Below are 24038 nucleotides of genomic sequence, written 5' to 3'. Positions count from 1 at the left end.
GTTACATGCCGAAGTTTTTAATACGGCGGTGGTACGGCTATCATATCGTCGGATTGTTCATATTAGCCGGAATAGCACTTGCCTTTCTCACCTGGTTTCAATGGGAAATAGGGGCGGTAGGATTTATCCTGCTCGGAGCTTTGGCTATTTATGTCATTCAGGCAGAGCGTTCATTTGAAAAAGAGCTTGAACGGTATATATCTACGCTGACCCACCGTGTGAACAAGGCAGGGGAAGAAGCGGTTACTGAGATGCCTATTGGCATCCTGCTGTATGATAAGAATTATCAAATACAGTGGGCGAACCCCTTCATCCTTTCCTATCTGCCGAAAGAATTCATGGGAAAGCCGATCGGTACTGTGTCTGAACGTCTGGCTGCAGCGATTAAGCAGGGGGAAAGCGAAATACACTTAACGATGAGAAATCGTCATTATACCGTGTATATTCACAGCGAAGAGCGGCTGCTGTATTTCTTTGATATGACTGAAACGACAGACATTCAGGCCATGTACCAAAAAGAGAAATCAGTCGTTGCATTTATTTATTTAGATAACTTCACCGAAGTTACCCAGGGCATGGATGATCAGACAAGAAGCCGGCTGATGAGTCATGTGACTACCGCTTTGAATGAGTGGGCAGGGGATCATGACATTTTACTGCGCAGCATCGCTGTAGACCGGTTTATGGCTGTCATGAACCAGGATGCCCTCAACCATCTCGAGCAGACGAAATTTGAACTGCTCGATTACGTACGTGATATCACGAGTAAAGAGAAGGTGACCATCACCCTGAGTATTGGTATCGGAGCTGGGGAGCCGTCTTTGCAGGAGCTTGGTTCGCTGGCCCAGTCCAGTCTCGATCTTGCACTCGGACGCGGCGGCGACCAGGTAGCCATCAAGGAGGCGAACGGGAAAGTGCGCTTTTACGGCGGGAAGTCCAATGCTGTTGAAAAGCGCACCCGGGTACGCGCCAGGGTTATTTCCCACGCCCTGCGGGATTTTGTCCTTGAAAGCGACCAGGTTATTGTGATGGGGCACAAAAATCCGGATATGGACGCGATTGGTGCTGCGATTGGTGTGCTTAAAATCGCTGAAGTAAATAACACAGATGCCTATGTCGTCGTGGATCCGGATGAAATTAACCCGGATGTGAAAAAGCTCATGGAAGAAATCGAAAACCATGAATACCTTTGGTCTCAATTTATTACGCCGTCAGAAGCAATGGATGAAGTGACAAAGCATACGCTGCTTGTCGTTGTGGATACGCACAAGCCATCCATGGTTATCGAGCCGCGGCTGATTGACCGCGTGAATCGTACGATTGTTCTTGACCATCACCGCCGGGGAGAAGAGTTTATTGAAGATCCGGTGCTTGTATACATGGAGCCGTACGCTTCATCCACCGCCGAGCTTGTAACAGAGCTTTTGGAGTATCAGCCGAAAAAGCTCAGTATGGATGTGCTTGAAGCAACAGCGATGCTTGCAGGCATTATTGTGGATACGAAAAGCTTCGCCATCCGGACAGGATCGAGAACATTCGATGCAGCATCATTTTTAAAAATGCACGGTGCCGATACGACTATGGTGCAGATGCTGTTAAAAGAAGATCTCGATCAATACGTCGAACGGTCGCACCTCATTGAACGGGCGGAAGTTTACCGGGACGGTATGGCTGTTGCTGCCGCGGCGGAAGACGAAATGTACGGACAGATTTTAATCGCCCAGGCAGCCGACACCCTGCTTACGATGAACGATATCAAAGGTTCGTTTGTGATATCTAAGCGTCAGGATGATAAAATTAGTATCAGCGCCCGTTCACTTGGTGAAGTGAACGTGCAGTTAATAATGGAGGCTTTGGGCGGAGGCGGTCATTTAACGAACGCGGCAACACAGCTGACCGATGCTACGATTGAAGAAGCGGAAAAACGCCTGAAGCAGGCCATTGATGAATATTTGCAAGGGGGCACATCCGAATGAAAGTCATACTGAAACAAGACGTTAAAGGCCAGGGGAAAAAAGGTGAAGTCGCAGACGTATCCGAAGGGTACGCCAGAAACTATTTATTAAAGAAAAACCTTGCTGTGGAAGCGAGCAAAGGCAATCTGCGTGACCTGGAAGCTACGCAGAAAAAACAAAAAGAACGTGAGCAGGAAGAGCTTGAGCAGGCGAAGAAGTTTAAGGAGCAGCTTGAAAAAACGGACGTGGAGCTTACCGCCAAAGCGGGAGAAGGCGGTCGTCTGTTCGGAGCGGTTTCCACAAAACAGATTGCTGAAAAGCTGAAAAGCATGAATATGAAAGTGGACAAACGCAAAATAGAAATTGACCAGCCAATTCGTTCACTTGGATATACCAAAGTACCGATCAAGATTCATCCTGAAGTCACAGCTGTCGTAAACGTACACGTGACGGAAGAGTAACAGCTGCGTGGATGAATAAAGAGCCTGTTTCCCCGTCATAAACAGAGGGTAAGAATCAGGCTCTTTTTTCAACACGTTCTATCGAGGTGAAAGCAATGAATGATATTTTCACAGAACGGGTGCCCCCGCAGAATATTGAAGCAGAACAGGCTGTTTTAGGTGCTGTCTTTTTAGAAGGAGAAGCGCTCATCACTGCCACGGAGCATTTAATGCCGGAAGACTTCTATCGTCAGTCGCATCAGCGTATTTTTAATACGATGATTGAGCTGTCCGAACGCGGAGAGCCGGTTGATCTTATTACGGTCAGCACGGAGCTGCAGGCGAAACAGGTGCTCGAAGAAATCGGCGGTCTTTCTTATCTTACCGATCTGGCAAACGCTGTACCGACGGCGGCCAATGTCGGTTATTACAGTCAGGGCGTATACAGCAAGTCCCTGCTGCGACGGCTGATACGGGCAGCAACTAACATAGTGAATGAAGGCTACAGTGGAGAACATGATGTAGAGGAAGTACTTAACGAAGCTGAAAAGACCATAATGGAAGTATCGCAGGAGCGTCGTTCGTCTGCCTTCGTTTCCATCAAAGACGTCCTCATTGAGACATACGACAATATTGAAATGCTGCAGAACCGGGAAAATGATGTAACCGGAATCGCAAGCGGCTTTGCCGAGCTCGACCATATGACTGCCGGCTTTCAGCGCAGTGACTTAGTCATTGTGGCTGCCAGGCCCTCGATGGGGAAAACGGCCTTTGCCTTAAACATCGCCCAGAACATTGCGACGAAAACCGAGGAAAATGTGGCGATTTTCAGCCTGGAGATGGGTGCTGCCCAGCTTGTGCAGCGGATGCTCTGTGCGGAAGGAAACATTGATGCTAACCGTCTCCGTACCGGCGCGCTGCAGGAAGAGGACTGGGAAAAGCTCACGATGGCGATGGGAAGCTTGTCATCGGCCGGCATTTTTATTGATGATTCCCCGGGCATCCGGGTGAACGACATACGCGCGAAATGCCTTCGTCTGAAGCAGGAGCGGGGTATCGGAATGATTTTGATCGATTACCTGCAGCTGATCCAGGGAAGCAGCAGAGGCGGGGAGAGCCGCCAGCAGGAGGTTTCGGAAATCTCGCGTAATTTAAAAGCTCTCGCGCGTGAACTCGATGTTCCGGTAATTGCTCTGTCCCAGCTTTCCCGCGGGGTGGAGTCCAGACAGGACAAACGCCCGATGATGTCTGATTTAAGGGAATCCGGAAGTATTGAGCAGGATGCCGATATTGTCTCGTTTTTATACCGTGATGATTACTATGACCAGGAATCTGAAAACCAGAATATCATTGAAATTATTATTGCCAAGCAGCGTAACGGCCCGGTTGGTACGGCTGAGCTCGCTTTTATTAAAGAATATAATAAATTCGTTAATTTGGACCGGCGACACGACGATAATCAAATTCCGCCCGGAGCTTAGGCTCTGGGCTTTTTGTATAAGCGAACAAATTAAGCAAATAAAACTTTTAATGTTCGTGTTTTATTGACTTTGTGTGCCGTGGTTGATAGACTATCTAAGGGATTTTCTCCATAATAAAATTCGTACATGAAAACTTTAGATGAAGCCAAGTGAACGTTATCGGAATAAGCAAAAAAAATATGCCTAAGGTGCCGGCAGGAGAGATTGTGGAGGTGGACGCTGTGTCATCAATAGTAATTGTGGGAACTCAGTGGGGAGACGAAGGAAAAGGAAAAGTAACGGATTACTTATCAGAAAATGCGGAGGTTGTGGCCCGTTACCAGGGTGGAAATAACGCAGGACATACGATCGTCTTCGGAGGGACTAAATATAAGCTGCACTTAATCCCATCCGGAATTTTTTACGATAATAAAACATGTGTCATCGGAAACGGAATGGTGATTGATCCAAAAGCGCTCGTCGAAGAGCTGGAGTATCTGCATGAGCGCGGAGTGGATACAAGCAACCTTCGTATCAGTAACCGCGCCCATGTTATTCTTCCGTACCACCTGCGTCTCGACGCCGTGGAGGAAGACAGCAAGGGCACAAATAAAATTGGAACAACCCGTAAAGGCATTGGCCCGGCATATATGGATAAAGCTGCGCGCGTTGGCATCCGTATTGCCGACCTTCTGGATAAAGATGAATTCCGGGAAAAGCTGTCGCGGAATTTGAAAGAAAAGAACCGCCTGCTGGAGAGAATGTATGATGCAGAAGGGTTTGAGCTTGAAGATATTCTGGACGAATACTACGACTACGGCCAGTTCTTTGCGAAGTACGTATGCGATACGTCGGTAGAATTAAATGAAGCGATCGATAAAGGCCGCCGGGTGCTGTTTGAAGGCGCGCAGGGTGTCATGCTTGATATCGATCAGGGTACGTATCCGTTTGTCACTTCCTCAAACCCTATCGCCGGAGGCGTGACGATTGGCTCGGGCGTAGGACCGTCCAAAATTCAGCACGTGGTGGGCGTTTCCAAAGCGTATACGACCCGCGTGGGCGACGGCCCGTTCCCAACAGAGCTGTCTGACGAAACCGGGGATCAGATTCGTGAAGTCGGAAACGAGTACGGGACTACGACCGGACGGCCCCGCCGTGTTGGCTGGTTCGACAGCGTAGTCGTGCGTCATGCCCGCAGAGTGAGTGGTATCACCGATTTATCCTTAAATTCCATTGATGTTCTCACCGGTATTGAAACGCTCAAAATATGCAAAGCCTACAAGTACCGTGGAGAAATTATGGAAGAATTCCCTGCGAGCCTGAAGGTACTTGCAGAATGCGAGCCGATTTATGAAGAGCTGCCGGGCTGGACAGAGGACATCACCGGTGCTTCGTCGCTCGGAGACCTTCCGGTAAACGCCCGTCATTACATTGAACGTATCTCTCAGCTGACTAACATTCCTATCAGCATTTTCTCGGTAGGACCGGACCGGAATCAGACAAATATGGTTCGTGGCGTATGGGCGATCCAATAGAATTCACTAAGCATCTGCCATAGAGGCGGATGCTTTTTTCAACTAATCGTTTTTTTCATATAAAACTAGTTGAAATTGCATCTGTGACGTGATAATATTACTCATGTTGTCGTTATCCACAGCGACAATTTCTTCTTGTCAGGAGCCATTAGCTCAGTTGGTAGAGCATCTGACTTTTAATCAGAGGGTCGGAGGTTCGAATCCTCCATGGCTCACCATGAAAGGCCCGTTGGTCAAGTGGTTAAGACACCGCCCTTTCACGGCGGTAACACGGGTTCGAATCCCGTACGGGTCACCATTTTCTTTATCAGACAGAAAATGAACAGGCGACAAGATTCGCAGTGTATTCTCCCCCTACTCCTTTTGGAAAGAAGACACCAGAAGGTTGAGGATGCCAGGGAGAGAGCAAAGGAACGTACAAAGCGTACGTGACTGCAGTGAACGAGAGCAGCAGACGACAAAATGCGCAGTGTATTCTTTTTAAAAGGGGCCTGTGGTGTAGCGGTTAACATGCCTGCCTGTCACGCAGGAGATCGCGGGTTCAAATCCCGTCAGGCCCGCCATTTTATTTTTCCGGTTTACGCACGATAAAGCAGCACTCAAGCAAAAGCATTTCTCTTAATATGGCCAGGTAGCTCAGTCGGTAGAGCAACAAGCAATACTTCTCCGAATGTTCTGCGAGTTGTCCGTCCCGAATTGCTTCTTCGAATAAGCAAAGAATGAGGGTAAGGACAGTGGCTCCAAAAGCAAGAGCAGCACTCAAGCAAAAGCATTTCTCTTAATATGGCTCGATAGCTCAGTCGGTAGAGCAGTGGACTGAAAATCCTCGTGTCGGCGGTTCGATTCCGTCTCGAGCCACCACTTTATAAAATAACCAGCGCCTGGACATTGACGTCCAGGCGCTTTTTTCACAGGCTTCAGGCCTCGATAGGAACAGATAAAGAGCTGTGTTACAATGTGAAAGAGAATTGTAATCCTCTTAAACATTTTGCAATAAACATAAAGAGGCATACCTGTGCAGGGTGTTACTACACATAGATGACTGAATTTGTGTCTTTTCACATTTGAGGAATGGAGCGGTGGGAACATGGATGAGAAAATATTAGTAGTCGATGATGAACAGCCAATTGCTGATATATTGGAATTTAATCTTCAAAAGGAAGGGTTTCAGGTTGTTTGTGCATATGACGGCGATGAAGCTTTAGAAAAGGTGGATAATTTCGGTCCGGATCTGATTCTTCTCGACGTCATGCTTCCAAACAAGGACGGCATGGAGGTATGCAGAGAGGTCCGGAAGCGGTTTGATATGCCAATCATCATGTTAACGGCTAAGGACGGGGAAATCGATAAGGTGCTCGGTCTCGAGCTCGGAGCAGATGATTATGTAACCAAACCATTCAGCAACCGGGAGCTTCTGGCCAGAGTAAAAGCCAATCTTCGCAGAAAGCAGCCGGCGGCAGAAGAAGGCAGCACTGAGCCGCAGAATGCTATAAAAATTGGTGACCTCCTTGTAGATCCGGACGCGTATTTAGTGACAAAACGCGGCGAGCCGATAGATCTTACGCACCGTGAGTTTGAACTGGTTCTTTATCTCGGCCGGCATATTGGCCAGGTAATGACAAGAGAGCATCTTCTCCAGGCCGTGTGGGGCTACGATTACTTTGGAGACGTACGTACCGTGGACGTAACAGTACGTCGCTTGAGAGAGAAAGTAGAAGACAATCCGAGCTTCCCTGAGTGGATTGTGACAAGACGTGGTGTTGGGTACTACTTAAAACATCCAGAACAGGAGAAGTAATGTATGAAAATTATCGATTTTTTCAAATCGATTCATTTTAAACTCATTTTGATCTTCGTGCTGCTGATTTTTGTAGCGATGCAGTTCATTACCGTATTTTTCACGAGCGCCCTTGAAGACACGCTCGTGGAAAATTTTAATGATACGCTCGCCGAGCAGACAGATCTTCTGGAGTATAATGTGCAGGAAGAACTGGCACAGAGTCGGGGAGAAGACGATAATACGGTGCAGGAGGATATCGACAGTTTATTAAGCCAGTTTGCCAACTCAGGAGCAAATAATGATCCCGGCCATTCAAGTCCGGAAGCCAGGGTTATTGGCTCCAACCAGATTATTTTAGGCACGTCGAACATAAATGAGCAGGATATCGTCAATAACCAATCAAATGACGACCTTGTGCAGCGGGCGTTATTAGGGAACACGCTTGAAGAAGTACGTTGGGACGCGGACAGCGGTCACAGGGTCAGCTTAATTGTGCGGCCGATCGAAGAAGACGGAGAAATTCTGGGTGTATTGTACGTGCGTTCTGATATGTCGAGCGTGTACAGCCTGGTAAATGACATCAGCAGTATCTTAATTGCAGCGAGCATTATTGTGCTGATTTTAAACGCGATCCTTGGTATTTTGCTTGCCCGCACGATTACACGGCCTATCGCAGATATGCAGCGCCAGGCAAAGATTATGGGAGAGGGAGACTTTTCCCGGAGAGTCCGCGTGTACGGCAACGATGAAATTGGACAGCTCGCCCATTCCTTTAACCAGCTGACGTTGAAATTAAAAGAAAGCCAGGCAAGCACCGAGGACGAACGGAAGAAATTAAGCTCGGTTCTGACTCATATGACAGATGGGGTTATAGCCACTGACGAACTCGGCCGCATTATTTTGATGAACAAACGCGCCGAGCAGCTGTTAAACAAAAACAGTGAGGAAATGGAAGGCACATATATTACAGAAGCCCTGCACCTCTCAGAGACACTGACCTCGAGCGATTTGTATGATTACAATGAAGCAATCATGCTGGATTTCAGCAGCGAGGAACAGGATTTTCTGCTGCAGGCCAACTTTTCAATCGTGCGAAACGAAGACGGACCGGTTACCGGCTTGATTACCGTGCTTCATGACGTTACAGAACAGGAAAAGATCGAAAGAGAGCGCCGGGAATTCGTATCAAACGTATCCCACGAATTAAGAACCCCGCTGACTACGCTGAAAAGCTACATGGAAGCTCTCGAAGACGGGGCGATGCAGGACGAAAATCTGGGTCCCCGCTTTTTACAGGTGACCCAGAACGAGACAGACCGAATGATCCGGCTCGTGAACGACCTGCTGCAGCTTTCGCGGATGGACAGTGACGAGATCAGCTTAGACTTTTTTACTGTGGACCTGTCTGAAATGATCAATCAGGTGATTGAACGGTTTGAAATGATTAACAAGGATAAAAATATTGCTTTTTATAAAGAGGTTCCTTCCTATCCGGTTTACGTAGACATGGACAAGGACAGGATTTATCAAGTTTTTGATAACGTGCTTTCGAATGCCGTGAAATATTCCCCGGATGGCGGGGAAATCAGTGTGCAGATGTTTACGCGTGCCGATGCTGTAGATGTTGAAATCAGCGACCAGGGCGTAGGCATTCCGAAAGAAAGCCAGCACCGTATTTTTGACCGGTTTTACCGGGTGGATAAAGCGAGAGCGAGAAACCTCGGCGGCACCGGGCTCGGGCTTGCGATTGCCAAGGAATTTATCCATGCGCACGGTGGACGGATTGCGGCGGACAGTGAATGGAAAAAAGGAACCACTATATTAATTACGCTGCCATATTCAGTGATTAATAAAGCGGAGGCTGGATCATGAAAGAAACAATCAAATCCTGGGTGTTGACGATTTTAGTGGTAGGCAGTCTGCTTCTTACCTGGCAGAACTGGTCATTTCAGCCCGAATATGAAAGCGTCAATTCCTCCGAAACCGTACAGGAAACGACAGAAATAGCTGAAACCCGGGAGCCGGCGGAAATTGTCCGGCCGAATCAGGGAGTAGTGCGTTCCGATGGAAGAAGTGCTCTCATGACAGAGGATCAGGCTTCATCTGATCTGGATAAGGCCTTCCGGCAGCTCGAAGAGGCAAGTATTACTGAAACGACAGCGACTGACCTGGAGCATGACGAGCTTTACCAAAACGCAGCTTCAGCAGCATATTCGATGGAATTCGTATTTCCATCGTCCGTGTCGTGGTCGATGATCAATGAACTATTCAGCTTTGAAGATGAAAACGACGAAGCAGCGAGTATCCTGGATGGTTCGGTTGACCGTATAATATTAACAGCTTCACCGGGGAGCGAGGAGCTGAATGCTGCGTTTGTTTCCTATGATCAGGGCGTGATCGTAAACAGCAATACAAGCCTTGATAAAAGCGATATAGAGTACGAACGATACCTCTCAGAGCATGAAAGTATGCTTACTTACAGTGCTGATGAAGACGGGTACGAGAAGCATATTTATATCCCCGAAGATCCGGGCTCCCGAACGAACTACACCTATGCCTCTACGAGTTTATCAGCCAACAGCTTTCAGCAGGTGTTACTGCCGGAAGGGAACGGACAAAACCTTCAGACGTACAATTATGATTCGTCGGAAGTCATCACAGACGGCACGAGAGAGCTGCGTATAAATGACACCGGAGATTACCTTCGTTACGCCAACCCGACCTACTCAGAGCAGACAGACGGAAATGATACAAGCAGTCTCGTTTCCTCCTTCGAGTTTGTAAACAATCATGCCGGCTGGTCGGACGATTACCAGTATTATGATTCCAATACTGTGGACGGGGAAACGACGATTACATTCAGAATGAATAAAGGCGGTCTTCCAGTTTTCCGGGATTCCAATGGCAGTGATTTTGCTTCCATTCAGGTGTCGAACGTAGGAACGCAGACGAGTGGATATTCCCGGCCGCTGTTTGATTTGGAAAACAACCCGGTCAGAACCGGGGATGCCGGCGTTTCCACCGACCTTCCAACTGGAGAGGAAACGCTCGATGCCGTGCAGGAGCAGTGCAGCTCTTCGTTGATTGAAGATATACAAATCGGCTACAGCATTTCAAGAAACGGGGAGAACTCCGGTTATTACGATATGGAGCCTGGTTGGTTTGTCCGCTGCGACGGCAGCTGGTCACCGGTGGATTTTAGCGGAGACGATAACGAAGAAGGAGGAGCATAAAATGGATTGGGCAAGAACAAAGACCATTTTTATTGTTGTTTTCCTGCTTCTTAATACGTTTTTGCTTTCCAGTTACTTAGAGCAGCAGACTAACTATCAGGAAAGCTCTGCTTCCCAGACTGGCGGGGAAGAATCGGAACAGCGGCTATACGGTTATGCTGAAGAGGATCTGCCGGACCGGATTGAACAGCTTCATCTCGAAGCGAGCTATGTGGATTTTGAGAGCGGCGGCCGCTCCCAGAAGGTAGAAAACAATTCAAACATTAATGACATTACGTATATATCAAATGAACGACTGATTGGAATGAGCGCCACACTCGAGGAACCGGTGGAAATATCTGAGGATAACCGGAACGAGGATCTGGCCTCCTTTTTAAACAATTATGTCTGGAATGCAGAGGACTATGAGCAGGGACAGATGGATGAAGAGTTAAACAGGCAGTATTATTACCAGACATTCGATGATAAACAAATCTACAAACCGGAAACGTCCGCCCAGCTTGAGCTGGTGTTTAATGATCAAAACGAGATTGTCGGCTTCCGCCAGTCGTATTTTGAGCTCGACGCTACTCCGGCAGACAGCACCATCCCGGCAGAGGATGCTATTGAAGCGCTGGGGAACCCGAGCAATGGTATTTTGCAGACAAACGATACGGTGACCGATGTAAGCGTCGGTTACTTTAACCAGGTTACCCCTCAGGGAGAAAATGTTTATTTATATACACCCATGTATATTGTGGAAGTAAACGGAGAATCCAGGTACCTTGTGAATGCCAGAACCCAGCGCGTCCAGTCATGGGAGCAGGTGATGGAGGATAATAGCGAAGAGGACATTATGGTTGAACCGGAAGTGCCGGAGAATGGTTCTGACCCGGAAGAAAATGGCTCAGCGGAAAACGGGGAAGAAGCACCGGCTAATGAATAGAGAAAGCAGGAGGATAGAATGACACTGCAGTTCAGCGTACTTGCCAGCGGCAGTACAGGCAATGCTATATACGTACAGACCGGGAAGCAGCGTTTGTTGATTGATGCAGGCCTGAGCGGCAAAAAAATAGTGGAAAATTTACATGCGATCGGCGTGGACCCGGCAGCTCTGGACGCACTGATAGTCACTCACGAACACAGCGATCATATTAAAAGTGTCGGGGTATTAAGCCGGAAATACCAACTGCCGGTGTATGCCAATTTAAAAACATGGCAGGCCATGGAGGGGCTTATCGGCAAGGTGCCCCTTGAACAGAAATTTCACCTGGACCGAAACCAGGCTGCTGCATTTGGCAATATTGAGCTTGAGCCTTTCCACGTTTCGCACGATGCAGCAGATCCCATGTTTTTCGTGTTTCACCACGAAGGAAAAAAGCTGGCGCTTGCCACAGATATGGGATATGTCAGTGATCAGATTAAAGGCACGCTCAAGAATGCCGATGCATACATTTTTGAATCAAATCATGACATTAACCTGCTTCGTATGGGCCGCTATCCATGGAATGTCAAAAAGCGTATTCTTGGCGATTCCGGGCACGTGTCAAATGAAGATTCCGCTTACGCGCTCGCTGATATTGTCGGAGAACGGACGAGCAGAATCTATCTCGCGCATTTAAGCCGGGACAATAACATGAAGGACCTGGCACGGATGACGGTGAAGCAGGTACTGGAGGAAGAGGACACAGGAATAGGCCATACGTTTCACCTTTATGATACGGACCCCTTTCTTCCGACGAGTCTGCATACGCTCTAAACTAAGAAATGTGGTACACCTGCGGGGTATTCTCCATAAACGTAAAAAATTATCAAAAGCACGCCCTTTTACTAGACGGGGCGTGCTTTTTCTTCGTACAATAAAAATACATCCCGGCACCCGAGACGGGTATGATAAAGGGTCTTTACTTCAATATGCGTCAAAAGCACTGGAGCAGGTCCCGGTATCTTATGAAAAAGGAAGTGTCGGATTATGGGTTATTATAATGACCACGCAAAAAAGGAAAACCAGCAGCATAGAAAAAGTCGCAGAAATGTAGGTATCGCAGGCTTTGTGGGGGCAATTATTGGTGCGGGGGTAATGACAGTATCAGCACCATTTATATACGATTCTGTTTCAGGGGAAAATACTGAAACCATCGACGGGACGGCGGATTTATCGAACAATGGTTCCGGATCCGACGTCTCTACAGAAGAAGTCAGTGCAGAAGCTGGAACGGTGACAGCGGCGGCAAATGAAGTTTCCGGGGCTGTAGTCGGAGTGTTTAATCAGGTTCAGGCACAAAACGCTGGTATTCAGGGGAGTCAGGGAAGTGAAGAACAGGAGGATGGCTCTGTGGAACAGGGCACTGGCTCCGGTGTCATTTACAAAAAGGAAAATGGTTCAGCGTTCATTGTTACCAACAACCACGTAGTGGAAGGAGCAAACTCTGTAGAAATCAGTCTGGAGGATGACACCCGGCTTGATGCAGAGATTGTTGGTACTGACCCTTATACCGATCTGGCCGTATTAAAAGTAGACGGCGGGCAGATTGACAGCGTAGCTGATTTTGGCAGCTCCGATGACCTGCAGGTGGGCGATCAGGCCATTGCTATTGGGAATCCGCTTGGCACAGATTTAACACGGACGGTGACTGAAGGTATTATCAGCGCAAAAGACCGTAGTATTCCTGTGGATTACAACGGGGACGGCCAGAATGACTGGGAAGCAGATGTTATGCAGACGGATGCAGCGATTAACCCGGGTAACAGTGGTGGTCCTTTAGTTAACAGCTCCGGCCAGGTAATTGGAATTAATTCCATGAAAATTGCCCAGTCTTCAGTGGAGGGCATCGGGTTTTCGATTCCAACGTCAGTGGCAGTGCCGATCATTGAGGATTTAGAAGAGGACGGGGAAGTAGAACGCCCGCAGCTGGGTGTAGCTATTCAGTCCATTTCTGAACTATCCAGCTACAACTGGACAGAGGAGCTGGGGCTTCCTGAAGATGTAGATCACGGAGTGTACGTGACCCAGGTTCAGCCAAACTCTGATGCGCAGAAAGCAGGGCTTGAACAAAACGATGTAATCACTCAAATTGACGGTGAAGAGATCCAGGGAGGCAGCGATCTCCGGGAGTATCTGTATAATAGTGCCGAGATCGGGGATACAGTCACCATAACGTATTACCGGGACGGAGAAAAGCAGACGGCGGAGATAGAATTAACTCAGACCGCATCCACAGGTGAATAAAGCATTCAGGGGCCTTCGTTAGAAGGCCCTTTTTTGTGGATAAATATAAACATGAACGAAATAAAGAGAAGATATGCTACAATAAATGCGGAAAAATTTGCATGAAGAAAGAAGGGTAAACCGTTGATACAGTGCTGTAGAGAGCATATAGAAGAAGCGTTGGATGACGCAGTGGAAAAAGGAGAGGGGAGGGCCCCGTCTGTGGATAATATTGTGGATGAAAACCAAAAAATGTCCACAGCCTGTGAGTATTGTAAAGAAAAAGCAGAATTTGCTGTGACAATTTAGGATATTTTACTTGTGAATATGTGGACAATTTCTGTGGAAAAATAATTTGGAGGGGGATAAGACCTGTGAATATATTAATTGTCGCTGTCGGAAAATGCAAAGAAGCATTTATCAATGAAGGAATCGCAGAATATAAAAAAAGACTGAGCAGGCAGGGCTCAGTGGAAATTGTTGAAGTAAAGGATAAAAAAACACCCGAGCAGGCCAGTGAGAAGGAAAATGAGCAGGTAAAGGACACAGAGGGTGAGCGCATTCTCAAAAAGATTCCCGAACGTGGATACGTGATTGCTCTCGATCCGGGAGGCAGAATGATTTCTTCTGAACAGCTGGCTGCAACCTTCCAGGATCTGGCCGTCCAGGGAACGAGCACCATCGTTTTTGTCATCGGCGGCTCTCTCGGTCTATCTGGGGAAGTGTTAAAACGGGCTGATTTTAAATGGTCGTTTTCCGCATTAACTTTTCCGCACCAATTAATACGCCTGATGCTTACAGAGCAGATCTACCGTGCAGTCCAGATTAATGCTGGGAGTCCTTATCATAAATAAAAGGAATGTAAAAAGCGCTTTTTATTTTCGGCACAAAAATTCGGCGCCTGCAGGAGTTTTCAGGCCTGCCGGCGCCGATATTTTATTACAATATGAATACATTAAACGTAATAACAGCTCCTGTTATCATTCCAATTAAGCTGAAAATTACTCCAGCCAAAGCTGCTTTTCTGCCGCGGTAATGATTGTTTTTTATATCCTTTAATGCTTTAATACCTACCCACAGCCCAATAATGCCGAAGATCAGGCTGAAGGGAAAAAGAATTACAAGAAAAATAAACGCATCAAAACCTAGTACTAAAGAAATGATGGCTTTAATGCTGCTCGGCTGTTTTACCGCTGTATTAGTATCATTCATGGCCTGCCGCTCCTTCGCTTTCCTGACTCACGTTAATGTTAATTTTATCGTAACGCGGCCATGCAGTAAAAACAATCAATAGGCGTGGCATTCTATTGACAATTCCAGGACTCCTTACGTTTGACCTTTCTAAAAAAAGGATATTAATGACGTAGAGCATTTAGTGAAAGAAATCAGCAGGCGAAGGAGTCGACGCGGCTATGGAAATTCTGCAGAATGACTGGGCTCCTGTACTCGAAAAGGAATTCGATAAAGAGTACTATCAGGAGCTGCGGGAGTTTTTAAAAAAGGAATACCAGGAGAAAACCGTGTATCCTGACATGCACGACATCTTTAACGCGCTGCATTATACAGGCTATGAGAATACAAAGGTGGTTATTCTCGGTCAGGATCCCTACCACGGCCCAAAGCAGGCCCACGGGCTAAGCTTTTCAGTAAACCCGGATGTTTCCATCCCGCCATCGCTGAAAAACATTCATGCAGAGCTGGAAGAAGATCTGGGCTGTGAAAAACCGGGTCACGGATCTCTCGTTTCCTGGGCAAAGCAGGGAGTGCTTCTGCTGAATACAGTACTTACGGTGCGAAAAGGAGAAGCAAATTCGCACAAAGGAAAAGGATGGGAAACCTTCACAAATGAAGTAATACGGCAGACAAATGAAAAAGAGTATCCTGTTGTCTTTATTTTGTGGGGACGTCATGCTCAGGCAAAGGAAGAGCTTATTACAAATGAACACCATTTAGTCATTAAATCACCACACCCGAGTCCGTTTTCGGCCAATAAAGGCTTCTTCGGAAGCCGCCCGTTTTCAAAAGCAAATCAGTTTTTAAAAGAAGCGGGCCGTCCGGAAATTGACTGGTGTATTCCAACAGAGGAGGAAGATCGTACATGAGTATTCAAACATCTGTAACAACGTTAGCAAACGGAGTAAAAATGCCGTGGCTGGGCCTTGGCGTCTATCAGGCGGAAAAAGGCGATGAAGTAAAAAATGCTGTTTTAACCGCCCTGGAGGCAGGCTACCGCTCGATTGACACCGCTTCTTTTTATGACAACGAAGAAAGCGTCGGAGAAGCGATTCAGGAAAGCGGAGTGCCGCGTGATGAATTATTTATTACCACAAAGCTCTGGAATAACGAACATGGCTTTGACGAAGCGTTGGAAGCCTTTGAGCGCTCCCGTAAAAAACTCGGCGTCGATGTAGTGGACCTTTATTTGATCCATTGGCCGGTTCCTGGAAAGTTCAAGGAAACATGGGGGGCACTCGAAAAGCTTTATAAAGACGGCAAAGTGCGTGCGATAGGAGTCAGTAACTTTACCGACCAGCATCTTGAAGAACTGCTGAAAACGGCAGAAATTACACCGATGTTGAACCAGGTGGAGTTTCACCCGCGCCTTTTCCAAAAAGCACTGCTGGAATACTGCCAAAGCCATGATATTCAGCTTGAAGGCTGGAGACCGCTTGGCAAAGGGGACCTTCTTGACCATGATGCGGTGAAGGAAATTGCTGATAAGCACGGCAAGACACCGGCACAGGTTCTAGTGCGTTGGGCGCTTCAAAATAAGGTTGTATCTATTCCTAAATCTGTTACAGCCGAACGGATCCGGTCCAATGCAGAAGTATTCGATTTTGAACTCGATACGAAGGATATGGATACGATCAACGGCATGAATGAAAATGCCCGTTACGGTCTGCACCCGGATGAGTTCGATTACGCATCAACGACAAAATAACGAAGTAAAGCAGCCGGTATAGCGGATATGCCGGCTGCTTTTTTATGTTCTCCATTCTTAAGATTGCTGAAGGCCTGTTTCAATCATGGCCGTTATTTGCGGATCGGTTGGCTTTGTGCTGCTTTTGAAGCTGCCGAGAACTTCGCCGCGGCGGGAAACAAGGAACTTTTCAAAATTCCATTCGATCTCACGGTCCGGGCTGGTCTGCTCCAGGAGCCAGTCAAACAGCGGGTGTTTTTCGTTTCCTTTGGCATGGACCTTATCAAAAATATCAAAGCTGACCCCGTAATTGGTTTCGCAGAATTCTGTAATATTTTGAATTGTGTCCGGCTCCTGGCCGCCAAAGTCGTTCGAAGGAAAGCCGAGCACCTGAAAACCACGGTTTTTGTAGCGTTGATACAGCTCCTCCAATTCTTCGTACTGCGGGGTGAATCCGCATTCGGAAGCAGTGTTGACAATCAGCAGCACCTCTCCCTTGTACTCGTTCAGCTTTTTTTCTGTGCCATCGGCCTGGACGGCGTCGATGTTGTAAATGCCGGCAGTCATATATTTGTTTCCTCCTTTTAGCAAATAATACCTTTTGTATAACCTTCGTCATTTCTGCTTAAACACCTATGCTGTGAATAAAATGCAATTAATGCAGGAAATAGCAGGAAGGTTTTTCAATTTTATCAGGATGCTATAATGTTAACTGATATGGATGAATGAAGAAAGAAGGCATCATGATGAAGCGGACAAAACTTCTCTTATTGGCAGCTGCTGTATTAACAGGCGGCTTGTTTTCCTACTTACAGCTGCCGGCAGGATGGCTGCTTGGCGGGCTCGTGACAGGTATAGCCTGCGGCATGTCTTACAAACGGCTTGTGTTTGATGGCTGGCCGTTCCGCACCGTTCTCGCCCTCATTGGCTGCAACATAGGTTTCATGATGGAGCCCGGCATCTTTGCTCTTCTGGGACAGTATATTTTTCCGCTGATCCTTACGCTCAGCTTAACGATGGCGCTCGGGGTTGGTCTCGGCTGGCTGATGAACCGCTGGACAGACCTGGATCCGCTGACGGCTTACTTTTGCTGTGTGCCGGGCGGGGCTTCGGAGGTGATCGGCCTAAGCAGCGATTACGGAGCGGATAACCGGATGGTTGCTGCGTTTCACACTACGCGAATAACGCTGTTTGTATTAACAATACCAATTTTTATTGGTCTTACGACACCAGCCGACATCGGTTCGATGGGCAGTGCCGGACCGTCGATGGCCGAGGTTTCCCCAGTGGTAATGGGAGTGTTTGGCATCTGCGTTGCGGTGACAGTCCTGCTTTATTATTTGTATAAAGTGCCGGCGGGAACACTGTTTTATGGGTTAATTATTGGATTTATAGTGGGGCACTGGGTGGTGACAACAGACAATGGGCTGCCATCTGTTATCGGCGGGAGCGGTCAGGCCCTGCTCGGAGCGATGGTCGGTATTCGTTTTGACCGTCCGACCTTTTACAAACTAAAAGAGATTGGGCGGCCGAGCGCGGTGCTTCTTGGGTTTTACTTTATTTTCAGCCTTCTGCTTGCACTGCTGTTTCATGCGGCGACCGGACTGCCGTACGTAACGAGTCTGCTCAGCACAGTTCCGGCAGGGGCTGCAGAGATGAGCAGTACAGCGATTGCTTTAAATCTTGAACCGACGCTTGTGTCGAGTCTTCATATTATAAGAGTGCTCGTTTTATTTATCTGCCTCCCGTTTTTTGTACGCCTGCTTCAGAAGCTGATTCAAAAACAGTCTGTATAGCATAATCGAATAGAAATAAACAGCTGGGACGATAATTAATTTTATCGTCTTTATTATTTTTGGGAAAAGGTACTGGCACAAAAAAGGCTGTTATTTTACGATAACGCTTTCAAAAATCATGAAAGCAAAAATATTTCGTAAAAAAGTAAACCTTTTGAACCCCTTATATATCACTGGCTTTTCGAATTTTTAAATAACAAAGCCGATATTTCTGTGTAAGATTATCTTACATAATACTAGATTCTGAAAATTTAAACGGTAAAATACTATTTAACGCAAGATGTTAACTAAGTTCACATGAATCTTGCACGATAATAACAGAGGGGGAAAAAATGTGGATCCGATAGTATTGCTTGATAACCTTTGGGTTATGATTGGATTTATTTTAGTTATTCTTATGCAGGGTGGATTTATTCTATTGGAAGCAGGTTCGACCCGGATGAAAAACGCGGGTCACATTGCAGGAAAAACAATCTTTACACTGGGAATTTCCTCGCTTGTCTTCTGGGCTGTCGGGTACGGTTTTATTTACGGTAATGATGTCGGAGGCATTATTGGAATGTCGAACTTCTTTTACGGAGATGCAAGCACGGCAGACGGTTTAACGCCTGCTGTTGACTTTATCTTCCAGCTGGCATTTGCGGCGATTGCCCTTACGATTGCTTTTGGCGGGTTCGCTGAACGTGCAAAGCTTGCTGCTTACGTAGTATTCGCTATATTATTCTCTGCCATTGTATATCCGGTAGTTGCACACTGGATCTGGGGCGGCGGCTGGATTTCCGGCCTTGGCAAACAGGACTTTGCCGGTTCCACAGTAGTCCACCTCACTGGTGCGATGGGCGCTCTTGCGGCAACGATTTTACTTAAGCCGCGTATTGGGAAATACAATAAAGATGGTTCAGTTAACAATCTTCCAGGCCACAACCAGGTCTTCACTGCTTTAGGTGTACTACTGCTGTGGGTCGGCTGGTTCGGCTTTAACGGAGCCAGTACATTTGGAGTAGCAGACGGATTCTTTGGCTACGTTTCTATGAATACACAGCTTGCCGCTGCAGCGGGTGCTTTTGCAGCACTTCTGATTGCCTGGGCGGTGCTTGGAAAAGCAGACGTACCAAGCATGCTTAACGGAGCCCTTGCAGGTCTTGTAGCAATTACTGCTTCCTGCGCATTTGTAGCTCCATGGGCTTCCGTGGTTATCGGTGCAATTGGCGGTATGCTCTGCTTCTTCAGCGTTCGTTTCTTTGAAAAACGCAACATCGACGATCCGATTTTTGCCCTTTCAGTGCACGGTATGGCCGGCGCCTGGGGAACAATTTCAACCGGTTTCTTTGCTACACCACAGCTTGCTGAAATGAACGGCGGCCGTGCCGGATTGTTTTACGGCGGCGGGTTAACCCAGCTTGGTGTACAAATTATCAGCGTCGTAGCGTGCGGGCTGTTTGCATTTATTGCTTCGTACATTCTGCTCTTAATTACGAAATCGATTATCGGCGGACTGCGCGTATCGGAGGAAGAAGAAATCATGGGTCTTGATATGAGTGAGCACGGTGCATACGGTTATCCGGAAAACGTGCAGCCTACTACAGACAATTCTTCGGAAAGAACAGGAGCATAAAATATGTCAAATTCTTCATTCTCACAAACACAGGGATTTTCAGCAGAACCTTCCTTTAAGAGCTATGAAGAAATAAAAAAAGACAAAGAAGAGAAGATGGACGACTTGGCGGGAGAGCCAGTAAAGCTTAATGAAGCCCACGATACGTGGATTTCAGAAACGGTTACTCTTGCTGTTCATCATCATCAGAGTGAGCGGGGAGAACTTCCTGCTCATTTTGCTTTTTTTCTTATGGGAAGTGCGGGAAGACAGGAACAGGCAAAATTCAGTGATCAGGATCACGGTATTGTTTTTGAGGGGACAGATGACGAACTTCAGGATTATTTTCTCGGTCTGGGAGCGGAAATACGTGAAGGAATGGCGATCGTTGGATACCCGCGCTGTGAAGGGCTGGTTATGGCTTCCCATAAACGCTGGTGCCACGGGGTGGAAGGGTGGAAAAAGCAGGTGGACGGCTGGATTGAAGCCGATGAATGGGGTCCGTTCCGCCATCTGCTCACCTTTATCGATGCCAGGACGCTTGTGGGAGAAGATGAACTTCTTGAGGACGTAAAGCAGCATGTCTTTGAACAGGCCGGCCGGAGAGAGGTGCTAAAACGGTTATCGGAAAACACCGCCTATCTGCACAAAGGGCTCAACGCTTTCGGGCAGCTTCTCCCGGAAGAAAAAGGGCAGTACGCAGGCTCGATGCATATTAAAGATGTCGGATTTTTCCCATACGTTCATGCCCTGCGCCTGCTCGCCATTTATGAAGGCATTCATGCTTCTTCTACGATCGAACGTATCCGGCAGGTATCGGAAAAGCATTCCTACGTGAAGGGCAAGGATGTGCATTTTAAAAATTTGCTGGAGCTGCGGGCTTCATTCTCCAGGAAACAAAATGTCTATGAGGACGTTCATTACGTGCCGGTGCAGGAGCTCTCGAAAGCCCAGAAGTCCGAGCTGAAGTCTGCATTAAAAGAAGGAAAGCACCTGTTTCAGCATACAAAAAAAATCATGGAGTCGGGTGATTTTTAAATGTTCCAATGGATGCGCAGTATTTCGAGTCGATTTGGCGGCCTGGACTCCACGAATCCGCAGCATCAGTCTTTTATGCGTCAGCTGCAAAAAGACGTAAAAGCAGAACAGCCTCTGCAGAAATCGCTGTCTTCGCTGAACGTCACCGTCCTTGATCTGGAAACCTCGGGCTTTAACGCGGATGCCGGAGACAAGATATTGTCGATGGGGGCTATTAAAATTAAACACAACCGGCTGGTCCGCGACGATGCCTTTTATACGCTTGTACATGAACCGGAGGCGGTGTCTCCGGAGGTAAGCGAAGTTACCGGCTTAACTGCCGAAGAACTGGAAGCAGACGGTCAGTCGATCAGCGAAGCCCTCGAGCAGTTCTATCAGTTTGCTCAGGCAGACATACTCGTAGCCCATCACGCCTCCCATGAACGAAAGTTTCTGCAGAAGTATACGTACCGGACGATGGGTACAAACCTTCAGCATCGCCTGCTGGATACTTCGTTTGTGTTCAGTATTGCTGCGCCGGACTTTGAATTTCGTTCGCTCGATGACTGCTGCAACTATTATGACATTCCGATAAAAGGCAGGCACAATGCCCTTGGCGATGCCATTATGGCTGCCGAGCTCTGGACACGCTCCATCCAGACGGTCCAGGAGCTTGGCTATGAAACGCTTCAGGACGTGTATGCACATCTCAGCCACCGCCGGAGGTAGCCCCCTGCGGCAGGCTGAAAAAATTTATAAAGGAGGAGGGCGCGGTGAAGGGTAATATTCCTCGTAACGCTGCTTGTTTTCCCATTAGCGTGGTACAAGAAATCACATCATTGTCAGCTCGCCAAATCCGTTACTACGAAGAACAGGGGTTGATCAATCCAGAGCGAAATCAGGGGAACCAGCGCCTGTTTTCGATGAATGATATTGATCGGTGTCAGGAAATCAAAGAGCTTATCGATCAGGGGCTAAATATTGCCGGCATCAAAGCCGTGCTCTCCGTCCGGGATAAGAGTTCAAGCTGAAAAATCACTGCAGAATGCGGATTAATAAAAAAGTCCCCTTTTTAAAAAAATTCTTTATATCTGTTTGAATAAAGAAGTGAACGGGAACACTTTCGAAACAACGGAGGTGTTTTATTCATGTCATTTATCATCGTAGAGGATATTCAAGTACCGGCGAAAAAATTCGACGAGCTTGAGAACGCCCGGGAAGACGCATCGGAAAAGGAAGTCATTGTCCGCAATAATGAAGGTCAGTACTGGGTGGTTGACGAAGAAGACTACACGAAGATCGAAGCCTACGGCTATGAGCTTGTAGAGAAGTAAACACACGTATAAGAGTCCGCACCTGATTTTAGGGCGGGCTCTTTTTTAAATATAGGTAACCCGGGGTAGAACCGGAATGGAAATGAGTTTCAAAGGAAAGAAGAAGTGAAAAGATACAAGTAGTGTAGAATTGGGTCAGGAAAGTACAAGCAATAGGATTCTAAAAGGGGGGGACTGGAATGACACGCTATGAAGATGACAGTTTATCGCTGCACACCGATCTGTATCAGGTGAATATGGTGGAAACGTATTGGCGCAGCGGCATGCATACCCGGAAGGCCGTATTTGATCTGTATTTTCGGGATCTCCCGTTTGGCAATGGGTTCGGTGTATTTGCCGGACTGGAACGGGTTGTACATTTTTTGGGAAATTTTGGGATGACGGAAGAGGACCTTACTTATCTGCGGGAAGAAGCAGGCTACGGGGAAGATTTTCTTTCCTACTTAGCGGAGCTCCGGTTTACCGGCAGTGTTTATGCGATGAAAGAGGGCGAGCTTGTCTTCGGCAATGAGCCGATGATCAAAGTGGAAGCCCCGCTCGGGGAAGCCCAGCTGATTGAAACCGCGCTGTTAAACATGGTGAACTACCAGACACTGATTGCTACGAAAGCAGCCCGCATCAAGCAGGTGACGGGAGGCAACGGGCGCGCGATGGATTTCGGACTGCGCCGGGCCCAGGAGCTTGACGCCGGGCTGTGGGGAAGCAGAGCGGCCTTTGTCGGCGGTTTTGAAGTAACGAGCAACGTCAGGGCCGGAAAAGTATTCGGGCTTCCTACAGCGGGCACACATGCGCATTCCATGGTACAGGCATGTGAAACGGAATATGAAGCCTTTAAAATGTATGCCGAGCACCATACGGATTGTGTGTTTTTAGTGGACACGTATGACACTCTGCGCTCCGGAGTACCTAATGCTATCAAGGTCGCAAAAGAGATGGGTGACAATATTCGTTTTAAAGGTGTGCGTCTTGATAGCGGGGACCTGGCCTACCTGTCGAAGGAAGCAAGAAGAATGCTCGATGAGGCCGGCTTTACCGACACCCAGATTATCGCCTCCGGGGACCTGGATGAATATACGATTACCAATTTAAAATCCCAGGGAGCAGAAATTGATACGTGGGGTATCGGCACAAAGCTTATCACCGGGTATGACCAGCCTGCTCTCGGAGCAGTATACAAGCTTGTGGCGATTGAGAACAATGATGGCGGCATGCGCGACACGATGAAAATTGGAGCAAAAAAATCAGGCAACCTGGAGAAAATGACTACGCCGGGTGTAAAAAAAGTCTATCGGATAATAAATACCGAAAACAAACGCTCGGAGGGGGATTACATTACGCTTTCCGATGAAGAGCCAAACGAGCAGGAGGAGCTGCACATGTTCCACCCCGTTCACACGTATATCAGTAAAAAAGTACAGAACTTTAAAGCGGTGAATCTTCATGAAACCATCTTTCAAGACGGAAGACTGGTATACGGTCTGCCATCCATGAAAGATATCCAGGCTTATATGCAATCGAATCTGCCGCTCTTATGGGAAGAATATAAACGGTCATTAAACCCCGAAGAATATCCAGTCGATTTAAGTCCGAAATGCTGGGAAAATAAAGTGCAGAAGATGCACGAAATCCAAAACGAATTTAGTCAATAAAGGAGGCCTCCTGCCGTGCCGGATTTTTCGGTCCGGCAGCTTTTTGTGCTTCATACGGGAAAGTTGCGAACGTCTTGTGACAATAAGGACAAACGTAGGGCTTCGGGCTGGACCTATGATATAATTTGACAAGATTCC

The 24038-nt window shown here is 47.5% G+C and carries 22 protein-coding genes, 4 tRNA genes and 1 pseudogene; 25 read left to right on the top strand and 2 right to left on the bottom strand.

The window, feature by feature from the left end:
• The first annotated feature begins 5 nt into the window (after positions 1-5).
• The 16 genes from Q0757_RS09795 to rlmH all read left to right on the top strand — a co-directional run bounded on the left by Q0757_RS09795 (position 6) and on the right by rlmH (position 14444).
• A complete protein-coding gene (locus tag Q0757_RS09795; protein WP_298786765.1) occupies positions 6-1976 on the top strand; it encodes a DHH family phosphoesterase in 1971 nt (656 codons plus the stop codon).
• Positions 1973-2416, top strand: coding sequence for a 50S ribosomal protein L9 (gene rplI / locus Q0757_RS09790; protein WP_022792967.1), 444 nt, complete (start codon positions 1973-1975; stop codon positions 2414-2416). The genes Q0757_RS09795 and rplI overlap by 4 nt, the downstream gene beginning before the upstream one ends.
• A gap of 95 nt (positions 2417-2511) precedes the next feature.
• On the top strand, positions 2512-3876 hold the full coding sequence (gene dnaB / locus Q0757_RS09785; protein ID WP_022792968.1) for a replicative DNA helicase: 1365 nt from the start codon (positions 2512-2514) through the stop codon (positions 3874-3876).
• 221 nt (positions 3877-4097) lie between these two features.
• Positions 4098-5390 (top strand): adenylosuccinate synthase, encoded by a 1293-nt coding sequence (locus tag Q0757_RS09780; protein WP_298787026.1) that lies wholly within the window; start codon positions 4098-4100, stop codon positions 5388-5390.
• 142 nt (positions 5391-5532) lie between these two features.
• A tRNA-Lys gene (locus Q0757_RS09775) sits at positions 5533-5608 on the top strand.
• A gap of 5 nt (positions 5609-5613) precedes the next feature.
• Positions 5614-5688 (top strand) — tRNA-Glu (locus Q0757_RS09770).
• Between the two features lie 189 nt (positions 5689-5877).
• Positions 5878-5953: transfer RNA gene (locus Q0757_RS09765), tRNA-Asp, on the top strand.
• 222 nt (positions 5954-6175) lie between these two features.
• Positions 6176-6251: transfer RNA gene (locus Q0757_RS09760), tRNA-Phe, on the top strand.
• Positions 6252-6477: 226 nt separating this feature from the next.
• Positions 6478-7188, top strand: coding sequence for a response regulator YycF (yycF, locus tag Q0757_RS09755; RefSeq protein WP_091615232.1), 711 nt, complete (start codon positions 6478-6480; stop codon positions 7186-7188).
• A 3-nt stretch (positions 7189-7191) separates the two neighbouring features.
• A complete protein-coding gene (gene walK / locus Q0757_RS09750; RefSeq protein ID WP_298786759.1) occupies positions 7192-9042 on the top strand; it encodes a cell wall metabolism sensor histidine kinase WalK in 1851 nt (616 codons plus the stop codon).
• Positions 9039-10403: a YycH family regulatory protein gene (gene yycH / locus Q0757_RS09745; RefSeq protein WP_298786757.1), complete on the top strand. Its 1365-nt coding sequence runs from the start codon at positions 9039-9041 to the stop codon at positions 10401-10403. The genes walK and yycH overlap by 4 nt, the downstream gene beginning before the upstream one ends.
• A 1-nt stretch (position 10404) precedes the next feature.
• Positions 10405-11328, top strand: a complete 924-nt coding sequence (gene yycI / locus Q0757_RS09740; RefSeq protein WP_298786756.1) for a two-component system regulatory protein YycI — start codon at positions 10405-10407, stop codon at positions 11326-11328.
• 18 nt (positions 11329-11346) lie between these two features.
• Entirely contained in the window at positions 11347-12141 is a 795-nt protein-coding gene (locus Q0757_RS09735; protein WP_298786755.1) for an MBL fold metallo-hydrolase, read from the top strand.
• A 213-nt stretch (positions 12142-12354) separates the two neighbouring features.
• Positions 12355-13611: a S1C family serine protease gene (locus tag Q0757_RS09730; protein ID WP_298786753.1), complete on the top strand. Its 1257-nt coding sequence runs from the start codon at positions 12355-12357 to the stop codon at positions 13609-13611.
• A gap of 123 nt (positions 13612-13734) precedes the next feature.
• Positions 13735-13899, top strand: coding sequence for a CxxH/CxxC protein (locus Q0757_RS09725; RefSeq protein ID WP_298786751.1), 165 nt, complete (start codon positions 13735-13737; stop codon positions 13897-13899).
• A gap of 65 nt (positions 13900-13964) precedes the next feature.
• Entirely contained in the window at positions 13965-14444 is a 480-nt protein-coding gene (gene rlmH / locus Q0757_RS09720; protein ID WP_298786749.1) for a 23S rRNA (pseudouridine(1915)-N(3))-methyltransferase RlmH, read from the top strand.
• A gap of 85 nt (positions 14445-14529) precedes the next feature.
• On the opposite strand, the gene Q0757_RS09715 is transcribed toward rlmH, so the two are convergent.
• On the bottom strand, positions 14530-14802 hold the full coding sequence (locus tag Q0757_RS09715) for a DUF4190 domain-containing protein (RefSeq protein WP_298786748.1): 273 nt from the start codon (positions 14800-14802) through the stop codon (positions 14530-14532).
• A gap of 200 nt (positions 14803-15002) precedes the next feature.
• On the opposite strand from Q0757_RS09715, the gene Q0757_RS09710 reads away from it, so the two are divergent.
• Together Q0757_RS09710 and Q0757_RS09705 are read left to right on the top strand one after the other, a co-directional pair.
• Positions 15003-15692: a uracil-DNA glycosylase gene (locus tag Q0757_RS09710; protein ID WP_298786746.1), complete on the top strand. Its 690-nt coding sequence runs from the start codon at positions 15003-15005 to the stop codon at positions 15690-15692.
• A complete protein-coding gene (locus tag Q0757_RS09705; protein ID WP_298786744.1) occupies positions 15689-16531 on the top strand; it encodes an aldo/keto reductase in 843 nt (280 codons plus the stop codon). Before Q0757_RS09710 ends, Q0757_RS09705 begins: the two co-directional genes overlap by 4 nt.
• A 57-nt stretch (positions 16532-16588) precedes the next feature.
• On the opposite strand, the gene Q0757_RS09700 is transcribed toward Q0757_RS09705, so the two are convergent.
• Positions 16589-17077 (bottom strand): glutathione peroxidase, encoded by a 489-nt coding sequence (locus Q0757_RS09700; RefSeq protein WP_298786742.1) that lies wholly within the window; start codon positions 17075-17077, stop codon positions 16589-16591.
• Positions 17078-17256: 179 nt separating this feature from the next.
• Here Q0757_RS09700 and Q0757_RS09695 point away from each other — a divergent pair, with 179 nt between their 5' ends.
• The 7 genes and pseudogenes from Q0757_RS09695 (at position 17257) to Q0757_RS09665 (ending at position 23900) form a co-directional block, all read left to right on the top strand.
• Complete coding sequence (locus tag Q0757_RS09695) at positions 17257-18306, top strand: AbrB family transcriptional regulator (protein WP_298786740.1); 1050 nt, start codon at positions 17257-17259, stop codon at positions 18304-18306.
• A gap of 334 nt (positions 18307-18640) precedes the next feature.
• Positions 18641-19921 carry an ammonium transporter gene (locus Q0757_RS09690; protein WP_298786738.1) on the top strand — a complete coding sequence of 427 codons (1281 nt, stop codon included), beginning with the start codon at positions 18641-18643 and terminating at the stop codon, positions 19919-19921.
• A 3-nt stretch (positions 19922-19924) separates the two neighbouring features.
• Positions 19925-20938: a DUF294 nucleotidyltransferase-like domain-containing protein gene (locus Q0757_RS09685; RefSeq protein WP_298786737.1), complete on the top strand. Its 1014-nt coding sequence runs from the start codon at positions 19925-19927 to the stop codon at positions 20936-20938.
• Positions 20939-21646 carry an exonuclease domain-containing protein gene (locus tag Q0757_RS09680; RefSeq protein WP_091615278.1) on the top strand — a complete coding sequence of 236 codons (708 nt, stop codon included), beginning with the start codon at positions 20939-20941 and terminating at the stop codon, positions 21644-21646. It abuts the gene before it with no gap.
• Between the two features lie 44 nt (positions 21647-21690).
• A pseudogene (locus Q0757_RS09675) lies at positions 21691-21936 on the top strand (MerR family transcriptional regulator); the annotation flags it as partial.
• 129 nt (positions 21937-22065) lie between these two features.
• A complete protein-coding gene (locus Q0757_RS09670) occupies positions 22066-22251 on the top strand; it encodes a hypothetical protein (protein WP_298786731.1) in 186 nt (61 codons plus the stop codon).
• Positions 22252-22430: 179 nt separating this feature from the next.
• Entirely contained in the window at positions 22431-23900 is a 1470-nt protein-coding gene (locus Q0757_RS09665) for a nicotinate phosphoribosyltransferase (protein ID WP_298786730.1), read from the top strand.
• The last annotated feature ends 138 nt before the right edge of the window (positions 23901-24038 follow it).

The sequence above is a fragment of the uncultured Marinococcus sp. genome (genome assembly GCF_947493875.1).
Lineage (GTDB): Bacteria > Bacillota > Bacilli > Bacillales > Marinococcaceae > Marinococcus.
Note: the sequence above shows the minus strand (reverse complement) of the source record. Positions and strands in the feature narration are given on the sequence as shown.